Here is a 25314-nt window from a genome sequence, read left to right as displayed (position 1 = left end):
ACTATGACTCGACGAACCGGCCGTGCCCATTTCTGGCGCGATTGCGTCTGATCGACCGGGTTTATTCGGAGAATCAGAAGGCGAGTCAACTAAGTTAAGCTGTTATATTGCAGTGCATCATGGTATTTTTACGTATACCTCGATCATGGGATGAAAAGCGTTTCGTCGTGTTCTTTGTACGGTAATTTGATGCTCATACCGTGCGATTCTTCGACATTTGCCGATGAACGATTCGCATCTGCATTTTTGCGTAATGATGGCAGTCGAACTTGCCTGCGAAGAGTTAAGTTGCGTTATCCAACAGTCATGATGTGCAGCGCCGCTGCATCTGTGCTGTGGCGCGGTCGGGCACACGCCGCCATGGCGCTTTGGCGCGTCTGCGTATAAAGGCGCGCGGATGCTTCGCCTGACCGATCTTGCATTGCCGCTCGACCATACCGCCGCCGACCTCGACGCGGCGGTGGTGCAGCGGCTCGCCATCGCCCCCGCCGACCTCGAGCGCGTGACCGTGTTCCGCCGCGGCAACGACGCGCGGCGCAAGAACGCGATCAAGCTGGTCTACGCGCTCGACGTCACGGTGAAGGACGAGGCCGAGGTGCTCGCCCGCTTCGCCGACGATCAGCACGTCCGCCCGACCCCGGACATCGCCTACAAGTTTCCCGTCCGCGCGCCCGAGGGCTGGTCCGGCCCGCGTCCGGTGGTGATCGGGGCGGGGCCGTGCGGGCTGCTGGCGGCGCTGATCCTCGCGCAGATGGGCCTGAAGCCCATCATCGTCGAGCGTGGCAAGGCCGTGCGCGAACGCACCAAGGACACTTGGGGCCTGTGGCGCCGATCCGAGCTGAACCCGGAAAGCAACGTCCAGTTCGGCGAGGGCGGGGCGGGCACGTTCTCCGACGGCAAGCTTTACAGCCGCATCAAGGATCCGCGCCACCTTGGCCGTAAGGTGCTGACCGAGTTCGTGAAGGCGGGCGCACCCGAAGACATCCTGACCGAAGCGCATCCGCACATCGGCACCTTCCGCCTCGTCACGATGGTCATGTCCATGCGCGAGACGATCGAGCAGCTGGGCGGCGAGTACCGCTTCGGCACCCGCGTCGACGACTTCGAGATCGTCGAGGAAGCGGGGGAACGGCGCCTCAAGGGTCTGCACCTGTCGACCGGCGAGTTCCTGCCCGCCGAGCACGTCATCATGGCGGTCGGTCACTCCGCACGCGACACCTTCGAGGTGCTGCTCAACCGGGGCGTCAGCATCGAGGCCAAGCCCTTCGCCATCGGCGTGCGCATCGAGCATCCGCAAAGTTGGGTGGACAAGGCGCGCTACGGCGCCTGCGCGGGCAACCCGATCCTGGGCGCGGCGGCCTATGCGCTGTCGCATAAGGCCACCAACGGGCGCACCGTCTATTCGTTCTGCATGTGCCCGGGCGGCCGCGTCGTCGCGGCGGCGAGCGAGGAGGGCGGCGTCGTCACCAACGGCATGAGCCAGTATTCGCGCGCCGAGTTCAACGCCAACTCCGGCCTCGTCGTCGACATCAGCCCGGAGCGCGATTTCCCCGGCCACCCGCTGGCGGGCATCGACCTGCAGCGCAAGTTCGAGAAGCTGGCCTATGTCGCGGGCGGATCGAACTACCGGGCGCCGGGCCAGAAGGTTTCGGACTTCATGGCCGGTCGCCCGTCCACCGAATTCGGCGAAGTGAACCCCAGCTACCAGCCCGGCGTCCACCTGACCGACCTTGCTGAATGCCTCCCCGACTTCGTGGTCGAGGCGATCCGCGAGGCGCTGCCGGTGTTCGGGCGGCAGGTGCCCGGCTACGACCACCCCGACGTCATCATGACCGGCGTCGAGACGCGGTCGTCCTCGCCCGTGCGCATCGGGCGCGGCAAGGACTGCCAGAGCCTGAACACGCGCGGCCTCTACCCGGCGGGCGAGGGCGCGGGCTATGCGGGCGGCATCCTCTCCGCCGCCGTCGACGGCATCCGGGTGGCCGAGGCGCTGGCGCTGGAACTGGTCGGCAGGGAATAAATATGACGCAATACGACGCCATCGTCCTCGGCGCCGGGGCTGCCGGGCTGTTCTGCGCCGCCACCGCAGGGCAGCGCGGCAGGCGGGTGCTGCTGCTCGACCATGCGGCGGAAGCGGGCAAGAAGATCGTCATTTCGGGCGGCGGGCGGTGCAACTTCACCAATGTGCACACCGCGCCCGACCGTTACCTGTCCAGCAACCCGCACTTCGCCAAGTCGGCGCTCAGCCGCTACACGGCGGCGGATTTCCTCGCACTTGTCGAAAGCTACGGCATCGCCTGGCATGAAAAGACGTTGGGCCAGCTGTTCTGTGACGGTTCCGCGCGGCAGATCGTGGCGATGCTGCTGGAGGAATGCGCCAAGGGCGCCGTCGACGTGCGCTGCGGCGCGGCGCTGGGCGATATCGACCATGCGGACGGTCTCTACCGCGTCCAATATGGCGACACTGGGGGCGATACGGTGGCGAGCGCGCCCGCGCTGGTGATCGCTACCGGCGGGCCGTCGATCCCCAAGATGGGCGCGACCGGGTTCGCCTATGATCTGGCGCGCAAGTTCGGGCTCAAGATCGTCCAGCCGCGCCCCGCGCTGGTGCCGCTGACGCTGCCGGGCGACGAGGCGCTGTTCCGCGAACTCTCGGGCGTCTCCACCGAGATCGTGGCGCGTTGTGGTAAAGCGGCATTCCGCGAGGCGGCGCTGTTCACGCATCGCGGGCTCTCCGGCCCGGCGATCCTCCAGATTTCGAGCTACTGGAAGCGCGGCGACACCGTGACCGCGCAGTTCCTGCCCGACCGCGCCGATGGCTGGCTGCGCGAACTCAAGCGCGAACGCCCGCGCCTCTCGTTCCGCAAGGCGCTGGGCGACGGATTGCCCGACCGACTGGCCGAGGCGCTGTGCGAACGGCTGGCGCTGGAGGGCGAACTCGGCGCGCTGACCGACAAGGCGCTGGGCGCTGCGGAAGCGCGACTGGCGCGCTGGCCGTTCCTGCCCGACGGCTCGGAAGGGTTCGCCAAGGCGGAAGTCACCGCGGGCGGCATCGACACCGCCGAACTCTCGTCCAAGACCATGGAAGCGAAGCGCGCGCCGGGGCTCTACGCCATCGGCGAGGCGGTGGACGTCACCGGCTGGCTCGGCGGGTACAACTTCCAGTGGGCCTGGGCGAGCGCCCGCGCGGCAGGGCTGGCGATCTAGGCTTTGGCTTAGGAGCGCGTGGTTTCGCGCGCGATGAGCGTCGGCGGCATGACCTTGCTCTGCCGCGTCTCGCCCTCGATCAACGCCTTGATCTTCTCGACCATGACCTTGGCGCCCTGCGCGATCTCCTGCCGCACGGTGGTGAGCGGCGGCGAGGTCAGGCGGGCGAGGGGAAGATCGTCGAAGCCGACCAGCTGGATATCGCCCGGAATCTTGCGTCCCGCTTCGTGCAGGACATGCAGCGTCGACATCGCGATGAGGTCGGACGCGGTGACGAGGCCGTCGTAGTCTGCCCCGGCCAGTGCCGCTTCGAGCTGCGGCCCCATTTCCGCGTCGGCGAGGTTCACAGGGATGTGCGCGATCTGGAGGCCAGCGGCTTCGGCAGCCGCGCGCGCGCCGCGCAGGCGCATGGCGATCTCGATCCCGGCGGTGTCGCCGAGGAAGGCGAGGCGGCGCGCTCCGCAGGCGATGAGGTGCTCTGCGGCAAGGCGACCGCCCAGTTCGTTGTCGGTGCCGACGACGATGTGGCGCTGCCCCTCGCGATGATTGCCCCAGGCCACCAGCGGGCGGTAGTGCGAGACGACCTGATCGATGATCTCCGACTGGTCCGACTGGCCGATCAGCAGCACGCCATCGACCATGCCCGAGCCGGTGATCCGCTCCAGCCAGTCCGAAGTGCCGTCCGGGATGGCCCGGCTCAGCATCAGGTCGTAGCCGCTTTCCGTCAGCTGGTCCGCCAGATGGCCGAGCAGGGTCAGGAAGAACGGGTCGGAGATGTGCTGGCGCTTCTCGTGCCCTAGCGGAATGACCACGCCGATGACGCCCGTGCGGCGCGAACGCAGCTTGCTGGCCATCTGGTTGGGCCGGAACCCGTACTGGCGGGCTAGAGCCTGGATGCGATCGCGGGTTTCCGCGTTGACGAGGGACTTGCCGGCAAGCGCGCGTGAGACGGTGCCCGCCGACACCCCCGCCACGCGTGCGAGGTCAGCGAGCGTGCGCACCTCAACATCCGGTCCCGGAGTGCCCGGAATACCGGTGCCCCCTGCTTTATCATCCGTCCCTGCCGCCATATCGGCAAGACCCTTAGCACCCGGATCGGCCTGTCGGAAGTAACTTGTTCAGTTAGCTGTCAGTTTTGGCTCCGTTCTGGTCGAGGACGACCTCCGGCATCGACGAAAAAGGTGGCAATTGCCCCCCCCAGCATCATCAATCCGGCAAGTATCAGGGCATTGCGGGCATCACCGTCGAGTATGGGCTCGTAGATGAGCGGCATCGTCAGGTTCTCGATCAGCATCGGGATGACGATGAACATATTGAAGATGCCCATGTAGACGCCGTTGCGCTCGGGCGGGATCGAATCGGCGAGCATCACATAGGTGTTTCCCATCATGCCCGCCCAGCCGAGGCCGATCCCCGCCATCATCAGCGCGAGCGTGGGAAGCGCGCTGGTCTGCGGGATCGCCAGCATCGCCGTGCCCGATGCAGCGAGGCAGATGACATGGACCGACCGCGCGCCCATGCGCCGGACAATCGGGATCAGCGCGAGCGCCGCGACGAAGGCGACCGTGTTGTAGAGCGCGCCCAACTGCTGCGCCGTCAGCACCGCGTCCCGGAACTGCGCGGATCGCACGTCGCTGGTGCCGTGGAGCGAGCGGGACAGGGCGAAGGCGATGTACTGCCAGTAGACCATCATCGCGTACCACTGGCACAGCATGGCGAGGGCAAGCTGGCGCATCGGGCGCGGCATTTCGGCGATGGCGTCGCGCACTTCGCGCAAGGTCGCTTGCAGGGTGAGGGGGCTGGCGGCGATGGCCTCGCGCTCTGGCGGAGTGAGCGGCAGTTCGGGCACGCGGGTGCAGGAATAGAGGATCGTTGAGATCGACAGCACCGCGCCGATCGCGAAGGCCATGCGCACGATCACCGGGATGCCGTTTGGCCCCAGCAGGTCGCGGTCAACGAAAGTCGCCATGATCGAGGGCGCGAGGTAGGACAGCGTATGCGCAAGGCCGGTGAAGGCGCTCTGCGTCAGGAAGCCGACCGGCCGCTGGTCCGGCGCAAGGCGGTCGGCGACGTAGGCGCGGTAGGGCTCCATGGTGACGTTGTTGCCCGCGTCGAGGATCCACAGCAGCCCCGCCGCCATCCACAGCGCCGAGGAATGCGGCATCGCCAGCAGGCTCAGCGTGCAGAGCACCGCGCCGATCAGGAAGTAGGGCGTGCGGCGACCGAGTCGGGAGAGCGTGCGGTCGCTCATCGCGCCGATCAACGGCTGGATCACCAGCCCCGTCACCGGCCCGGCGAGCCACAGCAGCGGCATGCGCGCCTCGCTCGCGCCGAGGTAGCCGTAGATCGGCCCCATGTTCGCCTGCTGCAGGCCGAAACTGAACTGGAGCCCGAAGAACCCCAGGTTCATCTCGACGATGCGCAGCAGCGAAAGGCGCGGCTTCCCGCCGACCGTCATCCGCGTCTCCCTTGGCGACGTGCCGCTTGTACGCGAAGCGCGGTGGGCGGGAAACCCGTTGGATAACTTAAGGTATTCCCGAGAGTCTCGTCCGAAACGGCGGCTGCGGAACGCGACTATGGAGCAGATTTCCGTTTGCGCATTTTGCAAACGTTTGTAAGTCATTGCGCCCATGACACTTCCGCCGCTCCCGTCCGACTTCGCCACGCTGCAATGGACGGCCGGGCATCTGGCTCTGCTGAGCGCCGGCCCGATCCCGAGCCCGCGTGCGTTCGGACCCTGCGATGTGCGGCGGGTGGCAAACGATCTCGACGTGTGGGATGCATGGCCGCTTGCCAGCATGGACGGGATACCGGTGCGCTGGCGGGGCGGAGAACTGTGGTTCGCACTGGCCGCGCCGGCCTTCGATGACCCGGAGGACCGGCACGGGGCGGCGCGCATCCATCACTTCCACCGGATCGACGGGCGGTTCGTCCACCTTGGCGCGACGTTCCCGGAGGGGCTCACGCCCGGCAGTCGCGAGTGGTCGGGCTCGGCATTGTACGAGGACGGGCTGGTCACGCTCTACTTCACCGCCGCCGGTGAGCGCGGGGAGGAGTGGCAGACCTTCCACCAGCGCATCTTCGCCTCGACCACGCGTCTTGCGGATGGTGACGGTCCGGCCTTCACCGGCTGGTCGGAGCCGGTCGAGCAGGTTATCCCGGCGAACATCGTCTACATGAGCCGCCACGACGGCACTGGCGAACTCGGCGAGATCAAGGCCTTCCGCGACCCGGCTCCGTGGCGCGGCGCGCAGGGCGAGGATTACCTACTGTTCACCGGCTCCTCGGCGCGGCATCTCGGCGTCCACAACGGCGTGATCGGCTGTTCGCGGCGCGGCACGAACGATCCCGAGGGCGGCATGTTCGAGAAGCTGCCGCCGCTGGTCGACGCGTCCGGGGTCAACAACGAGCTGGAGCGTCCGCACATCGTCGCGCATGAAGGGCGGCTCTACCTGTTCTGGTCGACGCAGGCGAAGGTTTTCGCGCCGGGCATTTCAGCGCCGACCGGGCTCTATGGCGCCGTCGCGGATCGGATCGAGGGGCCATGGCGCCTGCTCAATGGACATGGCCTCGTCTTTGCCAATCCTGAGGCCGAGCCGTTCCAGGCTTACAGCTGGTGGGTGCTGCCGGACCTTTCCGTGACCAGCTTCGTGGATTACTGGGGAATCGATGATGTCGAAGCGGAGCGGAAACCGGCAGGCCGCGCCCACTTCGGCGGAACCTTCGCCCCCTTCCTGCACTTGCGTCTGGAGGGTGAGAGCGCCACTCTGACGGACGGATAGGGATCTCATGCACAAGCTCGCAGGCATCGAACTGGGCGGCACCAAGACCGTGGTCGTGCTGGGCGCGCCCGGCCGGATCGACGAGCGGCTGGAGTTCCCGACCACCGAACCTGCCGAAACGCTGGGCCGCGCGGTCGAGGCGATCGAGGGCTGGCGCGACGACAAGCCCGTCGACGCGGTCGGCATCGCCAGCTTCGGACCGATCCGCGTCTCGCGCGATGCCGCCGACTACGGCACGATGCTCGATACCCCCAAGATCGGCTGGGCCGGAGCCGAAGTGCGCGCGACGATCGCCGATGCGCTGGGCTGCCCGGTCGCCATCGACACCGACGTCAACGGCGCCGCGCTGGCCGAGCATCGCTTCGGCGCAGGGCAGGGGTGCGAGAGCATGGTCTACCTAACCATCGGGACCGGCCTTGGCGGCGGCGTGCTCGTACACGGCACGCCCGCGCATGGTCTGCTGCACCCAGAGATCGGCCACGTCCGCCTGCGCCGCGCTGCCGCCGACCGGTTCGAGGGCGCCTGTGCCTTCCACGGCGACTGCATCGAGGGCCTGTTGAGCGGCCCCGCGCTCGCCGCTCGCCTCGGCACTCACCCCTCGCGAGTCGATCCCGACAACCCGATGTGGGAGCCGGTCGCGCACGATCTTGCCGAATTGCTGGCGATGCTGGTCTTCACCGTCTCGCCCCAGCGCATCGTCGTGGGCGGCGGCGTCGCCAACAAGCAGCCGCATCTTTTGCCGATGGCGGTCGCGCGGATGCCTGCGCTGCTCGGCGGTTATCTGCGCGACTGCACGCGCGAGCGGCTGGCCGGCATGGTTGTCCCGCCGCTGCTGGGCGACGATGCCGGGCCGATGGGATCGCTCGTACTCGCGGCGAAAGCGTTCGAAGGTCACGGTGCCCTAGCTATGGCGGCCTCCTGAAACGTTTCTTCCTGTTGAACGAATATTGCGCGTTCGGGAAATCGTGTTACACCGGCCGTCCGTCGAAAAATCCTGCCACTACACGGATGCAGGATAGTTATGACGGGTCTATATGATCACAAAGCTGCAGTCCTGACGCTCTAGAAGCAGGCGCAGCGCAAGGCAGAAGATCGCGGAGAAAGCAATGAGCGCAGGCGAACTCACCGTCCCCAAGAAGGCTTCGAAGAAGCGGGGGGCTCTCTCGCCCGCCGCCTTGCACAAGGCGCTTGCCGAGGAACTGCGCGGCGCGCTGCTTCCCGGTGACGACCCCGAAGGCCCCTGGATCGACGAAGCCGTGCGCTTCCTCGCCGCGACCGCGGCAGAGCGCGAGCCGGGCGAGCCCGCCATCGACCTGACGTCTGCCAGCGAAGAGCGCCGCATCCTGCGGATCGCGCTCATCAACGACGACATGCCTTTCCTCGTCGACTCGGCCGCCGCCGTGCTGGCAGAGGCGGGCCTCGTCATTGACCGGCTGGTGCATCCGGTGGTTCCGGTGCGCCGCGACGAGAGCGGTAAGCTGCTCGACATCCCCGCCGATCCCGCCGAGGCGACCGGGCGCGAGTCGATGATCTACATCGAGACGCCGCGCGGCGATGCCCGCCAGCGCCGCGAACTGCTGCGCGCGCTGCAGGGCGCGCTGGGCGACGTGCGCGCCGCCGTCACCGACTGGCCGCTGATGGTCGAGGCCATGCGCGCCGACGCCGACCGCATCGACGATGCCGAGGGCGCCGAACTGCTGCGCTGGTTCGCGAGCGGCATGCTCACGCAACTGGGGCACGTCACGCGCACCCGCGACGGCACCCGCAAGCAGCGCCTCGGCGTCTGCCGCCGCTGGCAGGAGGACGTGCTGTCCGATGCCAGCTATGCCCGCGCTTTCGAGGCGTTCGACGCGGCGATCGCCGCCGGAACAGCCAGCGCGCCGCTGGTTATCAAGGCCAACCGCATCGCCACCGTTCACCGCCGCGTGCCGCTGGACCTGTTCCTCGTTCCGGTGATCGAGAAGGGCAAGATCACGGCCCTGTCGGTCCACGCGGGCATCTGGACGAGCGCCGCGCTCGCCACGCCGCCTGATCGCGTCCCGCGCCTGCGCCAGCACCTCTCGACCTTCGCCGAGCGCCTCGAACTCGATCCCAAGGGCCACACCGGCAAGGCGCTGGCCCATGCGCTGACCAGCCTGCCGCACGACCTCGTGCTGGGGCTGGGCGAGGCCGACGTGGAGCGCCTGGCGATGACGATGACCGCGCTGGTCGACCGTCCGCGCCCGCGCCTGCTGCTGACGCGCTCGCCGCTGATGCGCCACCTTTTCGCCTTCGTCTGGCTGCCTCGCGACCTGCTTTCCACGCAGATGCAGCGCCGAATCCAGACCATGGTGGAGGAAGCCGCGCAGGCCCCGACGCTCGACTGGAGCATGCAGGTTGAGGCAGGCAACCTCGCCATGCTGCGCTACACGCTCGACATTCGCGAGGGCGTGCATCACCCCTCCGAGGAGGAACTCGACCGCAACCTCCAGACCCTGCTGCGCGGCTGGACCGAGGCGGTCGAGGCGGCGCTGGCGACGATGCTGGAGCCGGGCCGCGCCGCCGCCGTCGCGGGCCGCTATGCCGAGGCGTTCCCGATCGGCTACCGCACCGACTTCGGCCCGACCGAGGCCGCGACCGACATCGCCGTGCTGCGCCGCATCGCCGTGGGCGAGGGCTCCGAAGGCGAGGCCGCAGCCCATCGCGACGTGCGCTTCCACAAGCGCGAGGGCGATCCTGCGACCTGGGTCCACCTCAAGATCTACCAGTCCGAAGGCGGGCTGCCGCTGTCCGACGCCGTGCCCGCGCTGGAGAACTTCGGCTTCCGCGTCATCGCCGAAGTTCCGACCGCGCTGGAGAAGGGCAAGCTCGGCGTCATCCACGACTTCGTGGTCGAGACGCTCGACGGTCGCGCGCCTGCCGAGGTGCTCGATCAGGCCGCCTCGATCGAGGACGCGCTTCGGGCGGTGCTCAACGGCACCGGAGAGAACGACGCCTTCAACCGCCTCGTCCCCGGCCTCGGGCTCGACAGCGGCGAGGCGAACTGGCTGCGTGCCTGGTATCGCTACTTGCGGCAGGCGGGCACGCACTTCGGCATCCCGACCGTGGTCGATGCGCTGCAGGGCGCGCCCAGCGTCACCACGGCCATCATCGCGCTGTTTCGCGCGCTGCACGACCCCGCGTTCGACGGCGACCGCGAGGAAGCCCGTGCCCATGCCGAGGAGGCGATCCGCACCGGCCTTGCGGGCGTCAACGCGATTAACGACGACCGTTTGCTGCGCTCTTACCGCGACATCGTGCTCGCCATGCTGCGCACCAACGCCTTCGCTCCGGCGGGCGAGACGGCGCTGGCGTTCAAGTTCGATTCCGCGCTCGTCCCCGGCCTGCCCAAGCCGGTGCCATGGCGTGAGATCTTCGTCTATTCGCGCCGGGTCGAGGGCATCCACCTGCGCGCCGGACCCGTCGCGCGCGGCGGCCTGCGCTGGTCCGACCGTCGCGACGACTTCCGCGTCGAAATCCTCGGCCTGATGAAGGCGCAGCGCGTCAAGAACGCGGTCATCGTGCCGACCGGCGCCAAGGGCGGCTTCTATCCCAAGCAGCTTCCCGACCCGAGCCGCGACCGCGCGGCGTGGGCCGCCGAAGGGCAGGGCAGCTACGAGGTCTTCGTCGATACGCTGCTGTCGATCACCGACAACATCGTGGGCGACCGCGTGGTCCATCCCGAGGGCGTCGTGGTGCGTGACGGGGAAGACCCGTACTTCGTCGTCGCCGCGGACAAGGGCACGGCCAAGTTCTCCGACGTCGCTAACGGCATCGCCGCCCGCCGCGACTTCTGGCTGGACGACGCCTTCGCCAGCGGCGGCTCCAACGGCTACGACCACAAGGCGATGGGCATCACCGCCAAGGGCGCGTGGTTGTCGGTGCAGCGCCACTTCCTCGAAATGGGCGTGGACGTGCAGGCCGATCCGGTCCGCGTGGTCGGCTGCGGCGACATGTCGGGCGACGTGTTCGGCAACGGCATGCTGCTGTCGAAGACGATCCGTCTGGTCGCCGCGTTCGACCACCGCCACATCTTCCTCGACCCCGATCCCGACGCCGCGAAGGCATGGGCGGAGCGCCAGCGCCTGTTCGACCTGCCGGTGTCCAGCTGGAACGACTACGACAAGGCGCTGATCTCCAAGGGCGGCGGCGTGTTCCCGCGCAGCATGAAGGCGATTCCCTTGAGCGAGGAAGTGCGCGCGGCGCTGGATATCTCCGCGACCGAGATCGACCCGGATTCGCTCATCACCGCGATCCTGTCGGCGCCGGTGGACCTGCTGTGGTTCGGTGGCATCGGCACTTACGTGAAGTCCTCTGCGGAGAACAACGTGCAGGTGGGCGATCCCACCAACGACGGCCTGCGCGTCAGTGGCAACGAACTGCGCGTGAAGGTGATCGGCGAGGGCGCGAACCTTGGCGTCACGCAGGCGGGCCGCATTGAGTTCGCATCACGCGGCGGGCGCATCAACGCAGACTTCATCGACAACTCGGCGGGCGTCGACTGCTCGGACAACGAGGTCAACATCAAGATCGCGCTGGCCGCCGCCAAGCGCGCGGGCAAGCTGCCCGAGAAGAAGCGCGTCGAACTGCTGCGCGCGATGACCGACGAGGTCGCCGCGCTGGTGCTGGAGGACAACCGCCTCCAGGCCCTCGCGCTCTCCATCGCCGAGCGCGGCGGGGCGCAGGTCATCCCCTCGCATATCCGTCTCATCGAGACGATGGAGGAGAGCGGCCACCTCGACCGTCGCACGGAAGGGCTCGCCGACAACGACGTGCTCAGCCGCCGTGCGCAGGACGGGCGCGGGTTGACCCGGCCCGAACTGGCTGTGCTGCTCTCCAGCGGCAAGCTGCAGCTTCAGGGCGCGATCGAGGACAGCGAGCTGCCCGCCGATCCGGGGCTTACCGACCTGCTGCTCTCGGCCTTCCCGCAGCCGATGCAGGACAAGTTCGGCAAGTTCATCAAGGGCCACCGCCTCGCGCGCGAGATCATCGCGACTAAGCTCGCCAACCGCATCGTCAACCGCCTCGGCATAGTGACGCCGTTCGAGCTGGCGGAAGAGGAAGGCGCGCACCTGTCGCAGGTGGCGGCCGCCTTCGCGCTCGCCGACCGGCTGTTCGGGCTGGAAGCGCTGTGGGACCGGCTGGAAGCCGCGCCCATGGCCGAGACCGCACGCGTGGCCATGTTCGAGACGGTCGCGCTCGCGGTGCGTGGGCACATGGCGGACCTGCTGCGCGCGGGCGCGGGCCAGATCGCGCCGTCCGAACTGGTCGCGCGGCTCGGCAAGGGCATCGCGGCGCTTTCCACCGACACCGCCGAACTGCTGGGCGAGCGCACCGCCGCGCATTCGCGCAAGCTGCGCAGCGGCCTCACCGACCTCGGCGCGCCGGAGGACATCGCGATCGAGGTCGCGCACCTGTTCGACCTCGACGGCGCGGTGGGCATCGCCTCGCTCGCGGCGGAGACGGGCATCGCCCCGCGCCGCCTCGTCACCGCGTTCACGCGCGTGGGCGCAGGGCTGGGCCTCGACTGGGCGCAGGGCACGGCGGCGATGATGAGCCCGTCCGATCCGTGGGAGCGCCTGCTGGTCGCGGGCCTTGCGCGCGATTTCCAGCAGATGCGCCTCGACTTCCTGCGCGGCCTTTCCCGCACCAAGGCCGGCAAGAGCGACCCGCTCGCGGCGACCGAGGAATGGGGCCGCCAGCACAAGAGCGCCATCGACGCCTTCCGCGCCATCGTCCACCGCGCGGAGAAGACCGTCACGATCACGCCTGCGATGCTGGCGCAGATCGCCAGCCAGGCGCGGAATTTGCTGGCGCGGTAAGGATGGGTTCGGGTTGATGGGGTTGGAAACTGCCCCATCAACCACCCCGACGCCCCTGCGCAGGCAGGGGCCCATCAGGTCTATCGCCGATTCACCTTGCTCGCCGTGAGACGGCCAGGTTGGGATGGGCCCCTGCCTGCGCAGGGGTGACGGGTGTGGGTGGTGAGCGGGTGCATGGAACGCACTTATTTCCGTTCGTCATTGCGAGCGTAGCGAAGCAATCCAGCGCAATAGGCCGACCTTGGATTGCTTCGCTGCGCTCGCAATGACGAGGCGGGGCGAACTCCCGCTCACTCCACCGGCACCGTCCGGTCTTCCTTGATCGTCTCCAGCACGATGATCGACTTAACATCCCGCACCCCCGGGATGCGCAGCAGCGTGCGCAGGGTGATCTGCGAGAGGTGCTCCACGTTGCGGGCGACCACGCGCACCAGATAGTCCATGTCCCCCGTCACCGCATGGCAGGCGATGACGTGCGGATTGTCGGCAATAGCCTGTTCGAAACGGGCGATCGTCTCGTCCACATGGGCGACGAGGTTGATGAGGACGTAGGCCTCCAGTTCGAAGCCCAGAGCGCGCGGGTCCAGCACGGGGGCGTAGCCGCGAATGACGCCTTCGTCCTCCAGGCGCTTGATGCGGCGGCTGACCGGGGTGGCGGAGAGCGCCACCCGCTCCGCCACTTGTGCGACGGGCATGCGCGCGTCCTGCTGCAAGGCGGCGATGATCCCGCGGTCGAATTCGTCAAGCTGCATGGATAACCTCTCCAAAGGTCGTTCTATAGTCGATTCCACTTCTAGCGCCGTTCTGCGGGCATGCAATCGCACGGAACTGAAGCGGAGGGTTTGGTATTCTTCCCTTATGAAGAAGCCGTCGACGAATACGTCACACAGCGAGCTTCGGGGAGAGTACGAAGGCGCCGGTGCCGACTATACGGTCGGACAGGACTGGGATGCCTATACCCCGGAGATGCACGCGCGCTGGCGCCGCCTGTTCGCGCGCCAGTCCGAACTGGTGCGCACCCATGCCTGCGCCTCGTTCCGCGACGGCCTTGCCCGGCTCGACTGCGCCGAGGGCATCCCCCGGTTCGAGGATGCCAACGCGGTAATCGGCCCGGCGACGGGTTGGCAGCTGGTGGGCGTCCCCGGCTTCATCCCCGACGCGGTGTTCTTCGACCACCTCGCCCACCGTCGCTTCCCGGTGACGCGCTGGCTGCGTGAGGAGCACGAGCTGGACTACCTCGTCGAGCCGGACGTCTTCCACGATTTCTTCGGCCACGTACCGATGCTGCTCGATCCGGCCATCGCCGATTTCCTCGAACTCTACGGCAAGGCCGGAGTGCGGGCGATGGAGATGGGCGCGCTCGACATGCTGGCGCGCATCTACTGGTACACCATCGAATTCGGGCTGGTGAAGGAAGCGGGCGCGCTCAAGGTCTTCGGAGCGGGCATCATCTCGTCCGCCGGGGAGACGCGCTTCTCGATCGAGGACCGCGACGTGTTGCGCCTGCCGTTCGACCCGGTGCGGGTGATGCGCACCGGCTACATGATCGACAGCTTCCAGAAGACCTACTTCGTGCTCGACAGCCTGCCGCAGCTGATCGAGGCGCTCGTCAGCCTCGATTTCGGCCCCGTCTACGAAACCTGGCGGCACGATCCGCCGCTGCCCGCCGGCGAGACGCTGCCGGGCGAACTTCCCCTTGGAGCCCCCGCATGACCGACCTTTTCGACAATCCCATCGGCCTTGATGGCTTCGAATTCGTGGAATTCTCCGCGCCGGACAAGGGCGTGCTGGAGCCCGTGTTCGAGGCGATGGGCTTCACGCGGATCGCCCGCCACCGCTCCAAGGACGTGGAACTGTGGCGGCAGGGTTCGATCAATTTCATCACCAATTACGAGCCGCACAGCCCGGCCTGGTACTTCAGCCGCGAACACGGCCCCTCGGCCTGCGGCATGGGTTTCCGCGTGCGTGACGCGCGGGCGGCCTATGCCGAACTGCTGGCCCGCTCGGCCGAGCCGGTGCAGGTCGCGACCGGGCCGATGGAACTGCATCTTCCGGGCATCCGCGGCATCGGCAACTCGATCATCTACCTGATCGACCGCTACGAGAAGAACGGCGATCAGGCGCTTTCGATCTACGACATCGACTTCGATTACCTGCCCGGCGTGGACCGTCATCCGGCGGGCGCGGGCTTCGCCGAGATCGACCACCTGACGCACAACGTCTACGGTGGGCGCATGGCCTACTGGGCGGATTATTACGAGAAGCTCTTCAACTTCCGCGAGATCCGCTACTTCGACATCAAGGGCGAATATACCGGCCTCACCAGCCGCGCGCTGACCGCGCCCGACGGCAGGATCCGCATCCCGCTGAACGAGGAAGCGGAAGGCGGGAAGGGCCAGATCGACGAGTTCCTGCGCGCCTTCAACGGCGAGGGCATCCAGCATATTGCTCTCATCTGCGACGACCTCCTCGCCGCATGGGACAAGCTCAAGGCGCTCGGCGTGCCGTTCATGACCGCGCCGCCCGAGACTTACTACGAGATGCTGGAAGAGCGCCTGCCCGGCCACGGCCAGCCGACCGAGGCGCTGAAGATGCGCGGCATCCTGCTCGATGGGACAACCGATGGCGGCCAACCGCGCCTGCTTCTCCAGATCTTCGCCGAGGCGCGCGTCGGCCCGGTGTTCTTCGAATTCATCGAGCGGCGCGGCGACGACGGCTTCGGCAACGGCAACTTCAAGGCGCTGTTCGAGAGCATGGAACGCGACCAGATCCGGCGCGGGGTGTTGAAGGTGAGCGAACCGGCAGAGTAATACATGATGGACCCTTCCTCCTGCGTCATTGCGAGCGTAGCGAAGCAATCCACGGTCGGGCCACGACGCTGGATTGCTTCGCTACGCTCGCAATGACGAGGGGATGGGATGACGGGAGAGAGAAAATGACCAATCCTGCCCTAACCCTCGGCGGCATCCACCACGTCGCCTACCGCTGCAAGGACGCCAAGCAGACGGTGGAGTTCTATCGCGACGTGCTCGGCATGGATTTCATGCTGGCGATCGCGGAGGACACCGTGCCCTCCACCGGCGCGCCCGATCCCTACATGCACGTCTTCCTCGACTGCGGCGGCGGCAACGTGCTGGCCTTCTTCGAACTGCCCAATGCCCCCGAGATGGGCCGCGACGAGGCGACGCCCGCTTGGGTGCAGCACATCGCCTTCAAGGTGGAGAGCGAGGGCGACCTGCTGTCCGCCAAGGCCCGCGCCGAGGCGGCGGGGCTTGAGGTGATCGGCCCGACGCACCATGGCGTGTTCAAGTCGATCTACTTCTTCGACCCCAACGGCCACCGTCTCGAACTCGCCTGGCAGTTCGGCACCGTGGACCAGATGGCCAGCTTGCGCGCCGTCGCTGACGACATGCTCGACGAATGGGCGCGCACCCGGAAGGCCCCGCGCCACGCCGCCTGGCTGCACGAGAAGATTGCGGCGGAAAGCTGACGGCGATGGCCGCGCTGCTCCGCCTCCACGGCTACTGGCGCAGTTCGACGAGCTACCGCGTGCGCATCGCGCTCGCCCTCAAGCACCTCGACCACGAGATCGTGCCGGTGAACCTGCTCGCCGCCGAACAGCGCGGCGAGGCGTTCCGGGCGCTCAACCCCTTTGCCAACCTGCCGGTGCTGGAGGCGGACGGGGCAACCCGCGCGCAGTCGATGGCGATCCTCGAATGGCTGGACGAGCGCTACCCGGAGCGCCCCCTGCTGCCCGCCGACATCGAGGCGCGCTTCGTGGTCCGTGAACTGGCCATGGCGATCGCCACTGAACTGCACGCGCCGCTGAACCTGCCGGTGCTGCAGTACCTCAAGCATGACCTTGGGCATACGCAGGCCGAGGTGGATCTGTGGTACTGGCGCTGGCTGGGCAAGACGCTGGGCGGCGTCGAGGCGCGGCTGGCGGAGCGCGGTTCGGGAGACTTCCTGCTCGACGCGCCGGGCTATTTCGAATGCGTGCTGGTCCCGCAACTCTACAACGCGCGGCGCTTTGCGTTCGACCTGTCGGATTATCCCAGGATCACGCGGATCGAGGCGGCGTGCCTTGAACTGCCGGAATTCCTGGCCGCGCACCCGGATCATCAGCCGGACGCGGGCTGAGTTATCCACCTTTCGTGCCTCACCTCGTCATTGCGAGCGCAGCGAAGCAATCCACGGTCGGCCCACGCCGCTGGATTGCTTCGCTGCGCTCGCAATGACGAACGGAAGAAGGGACTCAGCCCTCAGCCGGGGCGAGCAGCAGGTCGCGCAGGTCCGAGAGGCTGGGCAGCACCGCCGAGACGAGGCGGGTCATCTCCTCGTCGGGGGGCAGCAGGTCGGGCACCATGACGGTGGCGAGGCCCGCCGACGTAGCCGAACGGACGCCCGCGTAGCTGTCCTCCACCGCGATGCAGTCCGCGATGTCGACGCCGAGGCGGCTGGCGGCGAGGAGGTAGGGTTCGGGGTGCGGCTTGGGGTGCGTCACGTCGCTGCGAGTGACGATGACGTCGAAGTAGTGCAGCAGCCCCGCCTGCTCCAGCCGCTGCTGCGCGAAGGGCGCGACGGTGGAAGTGGCGATGGCCATGGGGATGCCGCTGGTGCGGAAGTGCTCGAGGATCAGCGGCGCGCCGGGGCGCAACGACAGCCCGGCGGCGAGCGTCGCGTCGAACAGGGCGTCGGCCTCGTCGTAGAAGCGGGCGAGGGGGAAGTCGGGACCCATGCGCTCGGCCAGCATGACCGCGTTGGCGTCGCGGTTGATGCCGACCATGGCATCCAGCACCTCGCGCGGCAGCGGCCAGCCGATGTCCTTGCCGGTCTGCTCGTAGGCGCGGTGGTGGACGGACTCGGTGTCGATCAGGGTGCCGTCCATGTCGAAGATGACGGCGCGGATCGGGTCGGGCAGGGCGGTCGGGGGGAACATGGCCATGCCTTGTAATATGAACCGCTTTGGCGACGGCACCATTGCAAATCGCATCGGCGCAGTTGCGAAAACCGCGTTTCTGCGGCTCGTCATTGCGAGCGGAGCGAAGCAATCCACGGTCGGCGCTTGACGCTGGATTGCTTCGCTATGCTCGCAATGACGAAGGAGGTGGTGGGATGCCTTAGAACGCCTCCCGATCCAGCTCGCCCAGCCCCAGTGCCGCGCAGAGCGCCGAGCGCGCCGCCACGCAGTCGCGCCACAGGGCCGGGCTGGAGAGGTCGTCCACCGCGATGTGTTCGGGCCAGAGGCGGGCGACGAGGGCCTCGATCCGGTCGAGCTTTTCGGGCGTGGCGATGAAGCGGGGGTCCACCGTCGCCGGGTCCGCCACCACGCGCAGGCGCAGGCAGGCGGGGCCGCCGCCGTTGGCCATGCTTTCGCGCAGGTCGTGGACGAAAAGGTGGCGGATCGGGCCGTTCCCGGCGACGTGCGCCTCCAGCCAGCGCCAGACCGAGGGCGTCTCGCGCGCTTCTCCCGGCAGGACCAGCGCGGCCTCTCCGGAGGGCAGCGTCACCAGCTGGGCGTTGAACAGGTACGAGGTGATCGCGTCGGCCAGGCTGACTTCGGCGGCGGGCACCTCGACGATCTCGATCTCGGGCAGCTTGGCGCGCAAGGTCGCGTAGAGCGCATCGCGGTCGGCGAAGGCGAGTTCGTGGGTGAACAGCACCCGCTCGTTGGCGACGGCGACGACGTCGTTGTGGAACGCGCCCGCCGCGATCGCCTCGTCCGATTGCCGGGCGAAGACCGTGCGCGCGGGGTCGAGGCCGTGGATGCGCGCCACCGCCTCCGACGCCTCGCGATGCTGGCGTGCCGGGAAGGGCCCGCCCGCCACGCCATAGACGAAGACCTCCACGCCCGGCGCGTCATGGCGGGCGCACAGGCGCATGTGGTTCGCTGCGCCCTCGTCGCCGAAGGGGGCGGGGACCGGGGCGTGGACGGCGAAGTGCGCCGCGTCGGCGAAGGCCAGCTGGAGTTGCGCCAGCGTCTCGCGCCATTCGTGGCTGCGGTGGGGCATCGTCACGAGGTTCGCGACGGTAAGGTGGCAGCGCCCGTCCGCCGTGTCCGCCGCCGGGGAGACCGTCGCCGCGTTCGCCGCCCACATCGAGGAAGCCGACAGGGCATTGGCGCGCAGGGTCGTGCTCGCGGCTTCGACGCTGGTGCCGAGCGTGCGGAGCCAGCCCTCGTCCGGGCGGCGCTGGGGGAGGAAGAAGCCCTGCGCCAGCCCACGCTCCAGATTGGCGCGCATCTTCGCGAGCCCCTGCAACGCGGCTGCGCGCGGGGCCGAGACCTTGCCGAAGTTCTTCGTCGAGGCGAGGTTGCCCAGGCTTAGCCCTGCGTAATTGTGGCTGGGTCCGACGATGCCGTCGAAGTTGATTTCGGTGTGCATGGGGGGAGCCTAGCTGTGAGGGGGCGTGTAGGAAAATGGTTTCGGGATCATCCCTCCTTTCGTCATTGCGAGCGTAGCGAAGCAATCCACGGTCGGTGCTTGACGCTGGATTGCTTTGCTACGCTCGCAATGACGAAAGGAGTGGGGGAAGGGTCACGCCGGAGCGAACGTCACCGCATCGCCCACGCTCACCCCCAGCAGCGTCGCCGCCGCCTCGTCCAGCGAGCCGTCCGCGCCGACCCGGCCAAGGCAGGCGCGGAAGTCCGCCAGTCTGCCGGTGGCGACGAGGTGCGTCGGCTCGGCCTCCGCTGCGGCGACGATGGCCGAAACCTCCACCGTCCGCGCGTCCTTCACCGTGCGGATCTGGTCGGTCCGCGCGATCATGGTCGGGCCGCCGTCGAAGATGTCGATGTAGTTCTGGAAGGCGAAGCCTTCGCTTTCCAGCATGCGCATCGCCGGGCGGCCGGAGTAGTGCGGCTGGCCCATGACCTGCCGCGCGCCTTCGGAGAGGAGCGCGGTGTAGATCGGGTGCTTGGGCATGAGGTCGGCGATGAACTGGTTGCCGTGCTTGGCGTTGAACTCGTCCGCGTCGCGAAAGCTCATGTCGAAGAAGCGGCCCGCGAGGCCGTCCCAGAACGGCGAGTTGCCCGCATCGTCGATGGCGCCGCGCAGCTCGGCCAGCATCGTCTCGCCGAAGCGTTCGCGGTGCATGGCGACGAACAGGTAGCGGCTGCGCGCGAGCAGCTTGCCGACGCCCGCCGAACGCTCGGTGGCGTCGAGGTAGAGGCCGCCGACCTCGCTCGCCCCGTCGAGGTCGGTCGAGAGTGTCAGCATCTCGGCGCGGAAGGTGCGGTCCAATTCCTTGGAGTGCTGGGTGATGCGCCCGATGCGATAGGAATAGAACGGCAGTTCGGTGCCGACTTGCGAGAACGCCTGGCAGGTGCCGCGCACCTTGCCCGTCGCCGTATCCTCGAGGATGAAGGCGAAGAGGTCGTTGGCGATCTGCCCGTCGTCGCGTGCGAAGCACTTCGCCGCGCGCTCCAGCTTGCCCTTCAGCGTCGGGCGGTCTGGCGGCAGGTTGGTGAAGCCGCCGCCGGTGCCCTTGGCCATGCGGTAGAGCGCCTCGAGGTCGCCCTCGCGCGCGGTGCGCAGCAGGAAGGTCATGCAGCGATTCCCTCTTTATCCAGACGGTGCATCACAAGCGCGGTGAGGCGGGCGCGGGCGTCGAGCGAACTGGCGATCATGAACTCCTGCGGTGAATGGATCGAGCCGCCCAGCGCCCCCATCGTGTCGAGCACGGGAACGCCGCAGGCGGCGATGTTGTTGCCGTCGCACACGCCGCCGGTGTCCTGCCAGCGCATAGACTGGCCGAGATCGGCGGCGGCCTTGCTGACGAGGCCGAACAGCGCCTCGGTCTTCGGCGTGATCGGCTTGGGCGGGCGCGAGACATGGCCGTGGACGTGGATATGCACGTCATGCGCGGCGCTGACTTGCGCCACGGCGGCATCGACCAGCGCGCGCGCGACTTCGGCAAGCTCCGGCGTGCGCGGACGCAGGTTGAAATGCAGGATCGCAAGGTCAGGCACGGTATTGTTGGGCGCGCCACCCTCGATCCGGGCGGGGTTGATGGTCAGGCCGTCCTGCACGCCTGCGGCAAGGCGCATGGCCAGATCGCTCGCGGCGACGAGGGCGTTGCGCCCGTCCTGCGGATTGCGCCCCGCGTGGGCGGAGCGGCCCGTCGCGACGGCGGCGTAATTGCCCGAACCGGGTCGCGCGCGGGCCATCGAGCCGTCGGGCAGGCCGGGCTCATAGGTCAGCGCCGCCAGCTTGCCCCGCGCGAGGTCGGCGATCAGCGCGGCGGAGGAGAGCGAGCCGGTTTCCTCGTCGCTGTTGATGAGGACGTCGTAGCCGAGCGAGGGTGCAGAGCGCTCATAGGCGGCGAGGCCCGCCAGCATCAGCGAGAGGCCGCCCTTCATGTCGGCGGTGCCGGGGCCGTTCAGCGTGTCATCGTCCAGCCACGCCGACGTCTGGAACGGGTGCTCGCGGGCATAGACGGTGTCCATGTGCCCGGTCAGGATCACGCGCCGCTCGGCTTCGGGCCGCACCGACAGGACGAGGTGGCGACCATGGCCGAGTTCGCGCAGCTGCCCCTTGGCGTCGACCTTCTCGACCGGCGCGGGATCGACGAGGCGCACTTCGCCGGGAAGCTGTGCGAAGGCTTGGGCCAGACGGCCTGCCATCGCGGCAAGGCCGTCCAGATTGCCGGTGCCGCTGTTGATCGCGGCCCATTCCAGCGTGCGGTCGAGGATCGGCGCGCGCTCTACCGGCGCGAGCAGGTCCGCTTCTGCGCCGGTCAGGCCGCTCATGTCTTCAGCTTGCCGTTCAGGGCGGCAAAGTTGCCCTCGGCGCCTGCCGCTTCGAAGCTGGCGACCGGATAGGCGCAGTAATCGGCGGCGTAGTAGGCGCTTGGGCGGTGGTTGCCGCTTTCGCCGAGGCCACCGAAGGGCATGGAGCCTGCCGCGCCGGTGGTCGGGCGGTTGCGGTTGACCACGCCCGCGCGGCACTCGACGAGGAAGCGGTCCCAAAGCGCGTCGTCGGCGCTGATGAGGCCAGCGGACAGCCCGAAGCGGGTGTTGTTCGCGGCATCCAACGCAGCGTCGAAGTCCGGCACGCGGCTGACCTGCAGGACAGGGGCGAAGATCTCCTCGTCGGGCACGAAGACCCCGGTGACGTCAATCAGCGCCGGGGTGACGAACGCGGCGGAGCGGCCCTCGACGCCGGTGAACGGGCGGATGACGTGCGCGCCGCGCTCGACGAGGCCGTCGAAGTGGGCCTTGGCGGCACTGGCGGCGGCATCGGAGATGAGCGGGCCGAACCACGGCTCGGGCGTCTCGTTCCACGCGCCGATGACGACGCGGTCGGCCAGTTCGGCCACGGCATCGACGAGCGCGGAGCCGAAGGCGTTGTCGGGCACGATCAGCCGCCGCGCGCAGGAGCAGCGCTGGCCGGTGGTGATGAACGCGGACTGCACCACGACCGAGGCGGCCTCGGCGACATCGGCGGCGTCCCATGCAACGAGCGGATTGTTGCCGCCGAGTTCGAGGGCGAGGATCACGTCGGGCCGGTCGGCGAAGATGCGGCGGAAATGCGCGCCCGCTCCCGCCGAGCCGGTGAACAGCAGCCCGTCGATCTGCCCGGCGACGAGCGCCTCGCCGGTTTCACGTCCGCCCTGGATGCACTGGAAGACGTGCCTGAATTCTGGGGGGTAGTCAGCAAGCGCCTCGGCCCAGCACTCGGCCATGATCGCGCCCGTCGCTGGCGTCATCTCGGAGGGCTTGAAGACCACGGTGTTCCCCGCGAGCAGGGCGGGGACAATGTGGCCGTTGGGCAGGTGGCCCGGAAAGTTGAACGGGCCGAGCACCGCCATGACGCCGTGCGGGCGGTGGCGCAGCACGGCCTGACCGAACGGCATCTGGTTGCGCTTCTCCCCGGCGCGCTCGGCCTGCGCGGTGATCGAGATGCCGACCTTGCCGATCATCGAGGCGACCTCGGTGCGGGTTTCCCAGAGCGGTTTGCCTGTCTCCCGCGCAATGACTTCCGCGATGCGCTCTTTGCGCGCCTCAAGCGCGTCCCGGTAACGTTCAACCACTTCTAGGTGCCGTTCAGTACCGAGTGCGGCCCAAGCCGGAAATGCCTTTCTGGCGCGGAGAAGCGCGGCGGAAACCGCTTCGGAATCAGCGACTTCGCCTTCCCATACAAGGCTGCCGTCGGCGGGATCGAAGGATCGCAGCATGGTCATGCCTGTTCCCTCGTGACCGCGAAGATTCCGGTCGCATTGCCGCTGTCGAACGTCAGGTCGAGGAGCCCCGATTCCGGCACGAGATCACGGCTTATGAACTCGTAGAACGAGCCGGGAACCGCGCGTTCCACGGTGCTGCCATCGCCCAGAACGAAGGGGCGGGACACCTTGTCGGCAAGGATCGCGGTCTGCCGCACGCGCCCGTTGCGGGATATCTCGACCGCCGGTTTCAGCGGAAAACTCTCGGATTTCAGCGCTTCCGCATGGGCGATGACGTCCGGCACGCGGGTCGTCGCATGGTTGAAGGCATTGCCCTCGGTGGCGATCCAGGCGCCTTCCTTGCTGTGCTCCAGCAGCGCCTCGTAGTCGGCCAGCGCCGGGGCGGGATGCTGCCGGTTGAACGCGCGCAGCGCCCCGCGCACGACGGTGACGCCGTCCTCGATCGAACAGCCGCCATCGCGCGCCAGCGCATCGAGCGCGCGCCACTCGTCGTCCCCCAACGGATCGGCGGAATCCCCGAAAATCCGTGCCGCAGCGGCCTGCGCCGCCTCGGGAAGCTGGGCGATGTGAAGCTCGGAAACGAAGAACTGCGGCACGCTGGCGGGCAGGTCGAGATGCACATAGGCGCGCCCCGTCATCGTCAGCGCAGGCAGCGGATAGAGCCCGCCCACGACATAGCCCAAAGCGCTGAGGAAACGGCCGAAAGCCTCGTGCCCGGACGGCAGCGCGCCGGTCGCGCCGTCGATGGTGCGCAGCGCGCCGTGGTCGAAGACGATGGGCTCGCCCGCCTGCCGCATCCGCTCGACATAGCGCGCGGCGGTGGGCGCGCGGTCGAGCAGGTCGGCGAACAGCGCGGCGTTGAGCGCCATCGCCACCTGCGCGCGGCTGGCGTAGTCGGCTGAACCGGCAAGCGCAGGGTCGATCTCCAGCGTGTCCAGCACCCATCGCGCGCGCTCCTCGCCGAGCGTGGGCTGGAGCAGTTTCAGCAGCGTTTCCGGGGCTTGCGCGGCGTTACCCGTGGCGATGGACATCCGTTCCTCGTTGTATGTTTATTGCGTTATCCGGCAACATAGGAAAGCCGCTCGGGTAAGTCCATGCTGGGCGAGCGTGCCTTGGGCGCCTATGTGCAGGGGCAGCGATCCTTCACGCGAAAGTGCAGATACCATGGCCATTCTCGAACGCCTCGGCGTGAACCTGCCGCTGATCCAGGCCCCGATGGCGGGGACCAGCACGCCGCTGATGGCCGCCGAGGTGTCGAACGCGGGCGCGCTCGGGTCCATCGCGGTCGGGGCCACCGATGCTGCCGGAGCGCGGGCAATGATCGCCGAGGTCCGGGAGCGGACGCAAAGGCCGTTCAACGTCAATCTCTTCGTCCATCCGACGCCCGTCGCCGATGCGGAGCGGGAGGCGGAATGGATCGAGTGGCTGCGCCCGCGCTTCGCGGAGTTCGGCGCGGAACCGCCGGTGGCCTTGCAATCGCCCTATACCAGCTTCGCGGATGACGCGGAGATGCTGGCGCTGCTGGTGGAAGTCGCGCCGCCGGTGGTCAGCTTTCACTTCGGGCTTCCTTCGGCCGAGGCCATCGCCGCGCTGCGCGAGCGCGGCATCGTGCTGCTCGCCACGGCCACCAATGTCGAGGAGGCGCGCGTGATCGAGGCGGCGGGGATCGACGGCATCGTGGCGCAGGGGATCGAGGCGGGCGGCCATCGCGGGATGTTCGACCCTGCCGCACCCGATACGCAGCTCGGCACCATGGCGCTGACGCGGCTGCTGGTGCGCGATACAGGGCTGCCGGTGATCGCGGCGGGCGGGATCATGGACGGAGCGGGCATAGCCGCCGCGCTCGACCTTGGGGCGGAGGCGGCGCAGCTTGGGACGGCCTTTGTCGGCTGCCCGGAATCGGCGGCGGACGAGGGCTATCGCGCGGCGCTGATGGGGGCGGGGGCATGGCATACCACGCTTACGCCGCTGGTTTCGGGGCGTCCGGCGCGGGCTCTGGCGAACCGCTTTACGGGGCTTTCGGCTGAGGTCGGGGATCGCAGGCCGCCGGACTATCCCATCGCTTATCATGCCGGGAAGGCGCTGAACGCTGCCGCCAGGGCGCGGGGAGAGTACGGCTTCGGTGCGCAGTGGGCGGGGCAGGGCGCTCCGCTGGCGAGGGCGATGCCGGCGGCGGAACTGGTCGCGACCTTGATGGCGGAATTGGCTGTGGCGCAATCGCGTTAAATTCCTCCCCGAGCTTGTCTCGGGGAGGTGGCAGCCCGTCAGGGCTGACGGAGGGGGAAATGGCGCGAGGTTCTCCC

19 protein-coding genes are annotated in these 25314 nt (G+C 68.2%); 10 read left to right on the top strand and 9 right to left on the bottom strand.

Annotated features, from left to right (window positions below; translation table 11 throughout):
• The first annotated feature begins 397 nt into the window (after positions 1-397).
• Together LO787_RS12310 and LO787_RS12305 are read left to right on the top strand one after the other, a co-directional pair.
• Positions 398-2020: an NAD(P)/FAD-dependent oxidoreductase gene (locus tag LO787_RS12310; protein ID WP_232496120.1), complete on the top strand. Its 1623-nt coding sequence runs from the start codon at positions 398-400 to the stop codon at positions 2018-2020.
• A gap of 2 nt (positions 2021-2022) precedes the next feature.
• Complete coding sequence (locus LO787_RS12305; protein WP_232496119.1) at positions 2023-3207, top strand: BaiN/RdsA family NAD(P)/FAD-dependent oxidoreductase; 1185 nt, start codon at positions 2023-2025, stop codon at positions 3205-3207.
• Between the two features lie 8 nt (positions 3208-3215).
• Here the strand turns inward: LO787_RS12305 and LO787_RS12300 are convergent, their stop codons facing one another.
• Positions 3216-4277, bottom strand: a complete 1062-nt coding sequence (locus LO787_RS12300) for a LacI family DNA-binding transcriptional regulator (protein ID WP_420847802.1) — start codon at positions 4275-4277, stop codon at positions 3216-3218.
• Positions 4278-4336: 59 nt separating this feature from the next.
• On the bottom strand, positions 4337-5665 hold the full coding sequence (locus tag LO787_RS12295) for an MFS transporter (protein WP_232496117.1): 1329 nt from the start codon (positions 5663-5665) through the stop codon (positions 4337-4339).
• Positions 5666-5837: 172 nt separating this feature from the next.
• Here LO787_RS12295 and LO787_RS12290 point away from each other — a divergent pair, with 172 nt between their 5' ends.
• The 3 genes from LO787_RS12290 (at position 5838) to LO787_RS12280 (ending at position 12829) form a co-directional block, all read left to right on the top strand.
• Entirely contained in the window at positions 5838-6989 is a 1152-nt protein-coding gene (locus tag LO787_RS12290; protein WP_232496116.1) for a glycoside hydrolase family 68 protein, read from the top strand.
• 7 nt (positions 6990-6996) lie between these two features.
• On the top strand, positions 6997-7911 hold the full coding sequence (locus tag LO787_RS12285) for an ROK family protein (RefSeq protein WP_232496115.1): 915 nt from the start codon (positions 6997-6999) through the stop codon (positions 7909-7911).
• A 184-nt stretch (positions 7912-8095) separates the two neighbouring features.
• Entirely contained in the window at positions 8096-12829 is a 4734-nt protein-coding gene (locus LO787_RS12280) for an NAD-glutamate dehydrogenase domain-containing protein (protein ID WP_232496114.1), read from the top strand.
• A gap of 290 nt (positions 12830-13119) precedes the next feature.
• Here the strand turns inward: LO787_RS12280 and LO787_RS12275 are convergent, their stop codons facing one another.
• Complete coding sequence (locus LO787_RS12275) at positions 13120-13581, bottom strand: Lrp/AsnC family transcriptional regulator (protein ID WP_232496113.1); 462 nt, start codon at positions 13579-13581, stop codon at positions 13120-13122.
• A 106-nt stretch (positions 13582-13687) separates the two neighbouring features.
• Between LO787_RS12275 and phhA the strand changes: the two genes are divergently transcribed.
• From phhA to maiA, 4 genes are all read left to right on the top strand, one after another.
• Complete coding sequence (gene phhA / locus LO787_RS12270) at positions 13688-14542, top strand: phenylalanine 4-monooxygenase (RefSeq protein WP_232496112.1); 855 nt, start codon at positions 13688-13690, stop codon at positions 14540-14542.
• On the top strand, positions 14539-15639 hold the full coding sequence (hppD, locus tag LO787_RS12265; protein ID WP_232496111.1) for a 4-hydroxyphenylpyruvate dioxygenase: 1101 nt from the start codon (positions 14539-14541) through the stop codon (positions 15637-15639). Before phhA ends, hppD begins: the two co-directional genes overlap by 4 nt.
• Before the next feature lie 125 nt (positions 15640-15764).
• Positions 15765-16319 (top strand): VOC family protein, encoded by a 555-nt coding sequence (locus LO787_RS12260; RefSeq protein WP_232496110.1) that lies wholly within the window; start codon positions 15765-15767, stop codon positions 16317-16319.
• Positions 16320-16324: 5 nt separating this feature from the next.
• On the top strand, positions 16325-16969 hold the full coding sequence (gene maiA / locus LO787_RS12255) for a maleylacetoacetate isomerase (protein WP_232496109.1): 645 nt from the start codon (positions 16325-16327) through the stop codon (positions 16967-16969).
• A gap of 115 nt (positions 16970-17084) precedes the next feature.
• On the opposite strand, the gene LO787_RS12250 is transcribed toward maiA, so the two are convergent.
• The 6 genes from LO787_RS12250 to LO787_RS12225 form a co-directional block, all read right to left on the bottom strand.
• Positions 17085-17774, bottom strand: a complete 690-nt coding sequence (locus tag LO787_RS12250; RefSeq protein ID WP_232496108.1) for an HAD family hydrolase — start codon at positions 17772-17774, stop codon at positions 17085-17087.
• Positions 17775-17949: 175 nt separating this feature from the next.
• Positions 17950-19212 (bottom strand): N-succinylarginine dihydrolase, encoded by a 1263-nt coding sequence (locus LO787_RS12245; protein WP_232496107.1) that lies wholly within the window; start codon positions 19210-19212, stop codon positions 17950-17952.
• Positions 19213-19365: 153 nt separating this feature from the next.
• Entirely contained in the window at positions 19366-20376 is a 1011-nt protein-coding gene (locus tag LO787_RS12240) for an arginine N-succinyltransferase (RefSeq protein ID WP_232496106.1), read from the bottom strand.
• Positions 20373-21578 carry a hydrolase gene (locus LO787_RS12235; RefSeq protein WP_232496105.1) on the bottom strand — a complete coding sequence of 402 codons (1206 nt, stop codon included), beginning with the start codon at positions 21576-21578 and terminating at the stop codon, positions 20373-20375. The genes LO787_RS12240 and LO787_RS12235 overlap by 4 nt, the downstream gene beginning before the upstream one ends.
• Positions 21575-23005, bottom strand: coding sequence for a succinylglutamate-semialdehyde dehydrogenase (gene astD / locus LO787_RS12230; RefSeq protein ID WP_420847816.1), 1431 nt, complete (start codon positions 23003-23005; stop codon positions 21575-21577). The genes LO787_RS12235 and astD overlap by 4 nt, the downstream gene beginning before the upstream one ends.
• A gap of 2 nt (positions 23006-23007) precedes the next feature.
• Entirely contained in the window at positions 23008-24042 is a 1035-nt protein-coding gene (locus LO787_RS12225; RefSeq protein WP_232496103.1) for a 2-oxoadipate dioxygenase/decarboxylase family protein, read from the bottom strand.
• Positions 24043-24175: 133 nt separating this feature from the next.
• Here LO787_RS12225 and LO787_RS12220 point away from each other — a divergent pair, with 133 nt between their 5' ends.
• Positions 24176-25237, top strand: coding sequence for an NAD(P)H-dependent flavin oxidoreductase (locus LO787_RS12220; protein ID WP_232496102.1), 1062 nt, complete (start codon positions 24176-24178; stop codon positions 25235-25237).
• Positions 25238-25314 lie beyond the last annotated feature (77 nt).

Source organism: Novosphingobium kaempferiae, assembly GCF_021227995.1.
GTDB lineage: Bacteria > Pseudomonadota > Alphaproteobacteria > Sphingomonadales > Sphingomonadaceae > Novosphingobium > Novosphingobium kaempferiae.
Note: the sequence above shows the minus strand (reverse complement) of the source record. Positions and strands in the feature narration are given on the sequence as shown.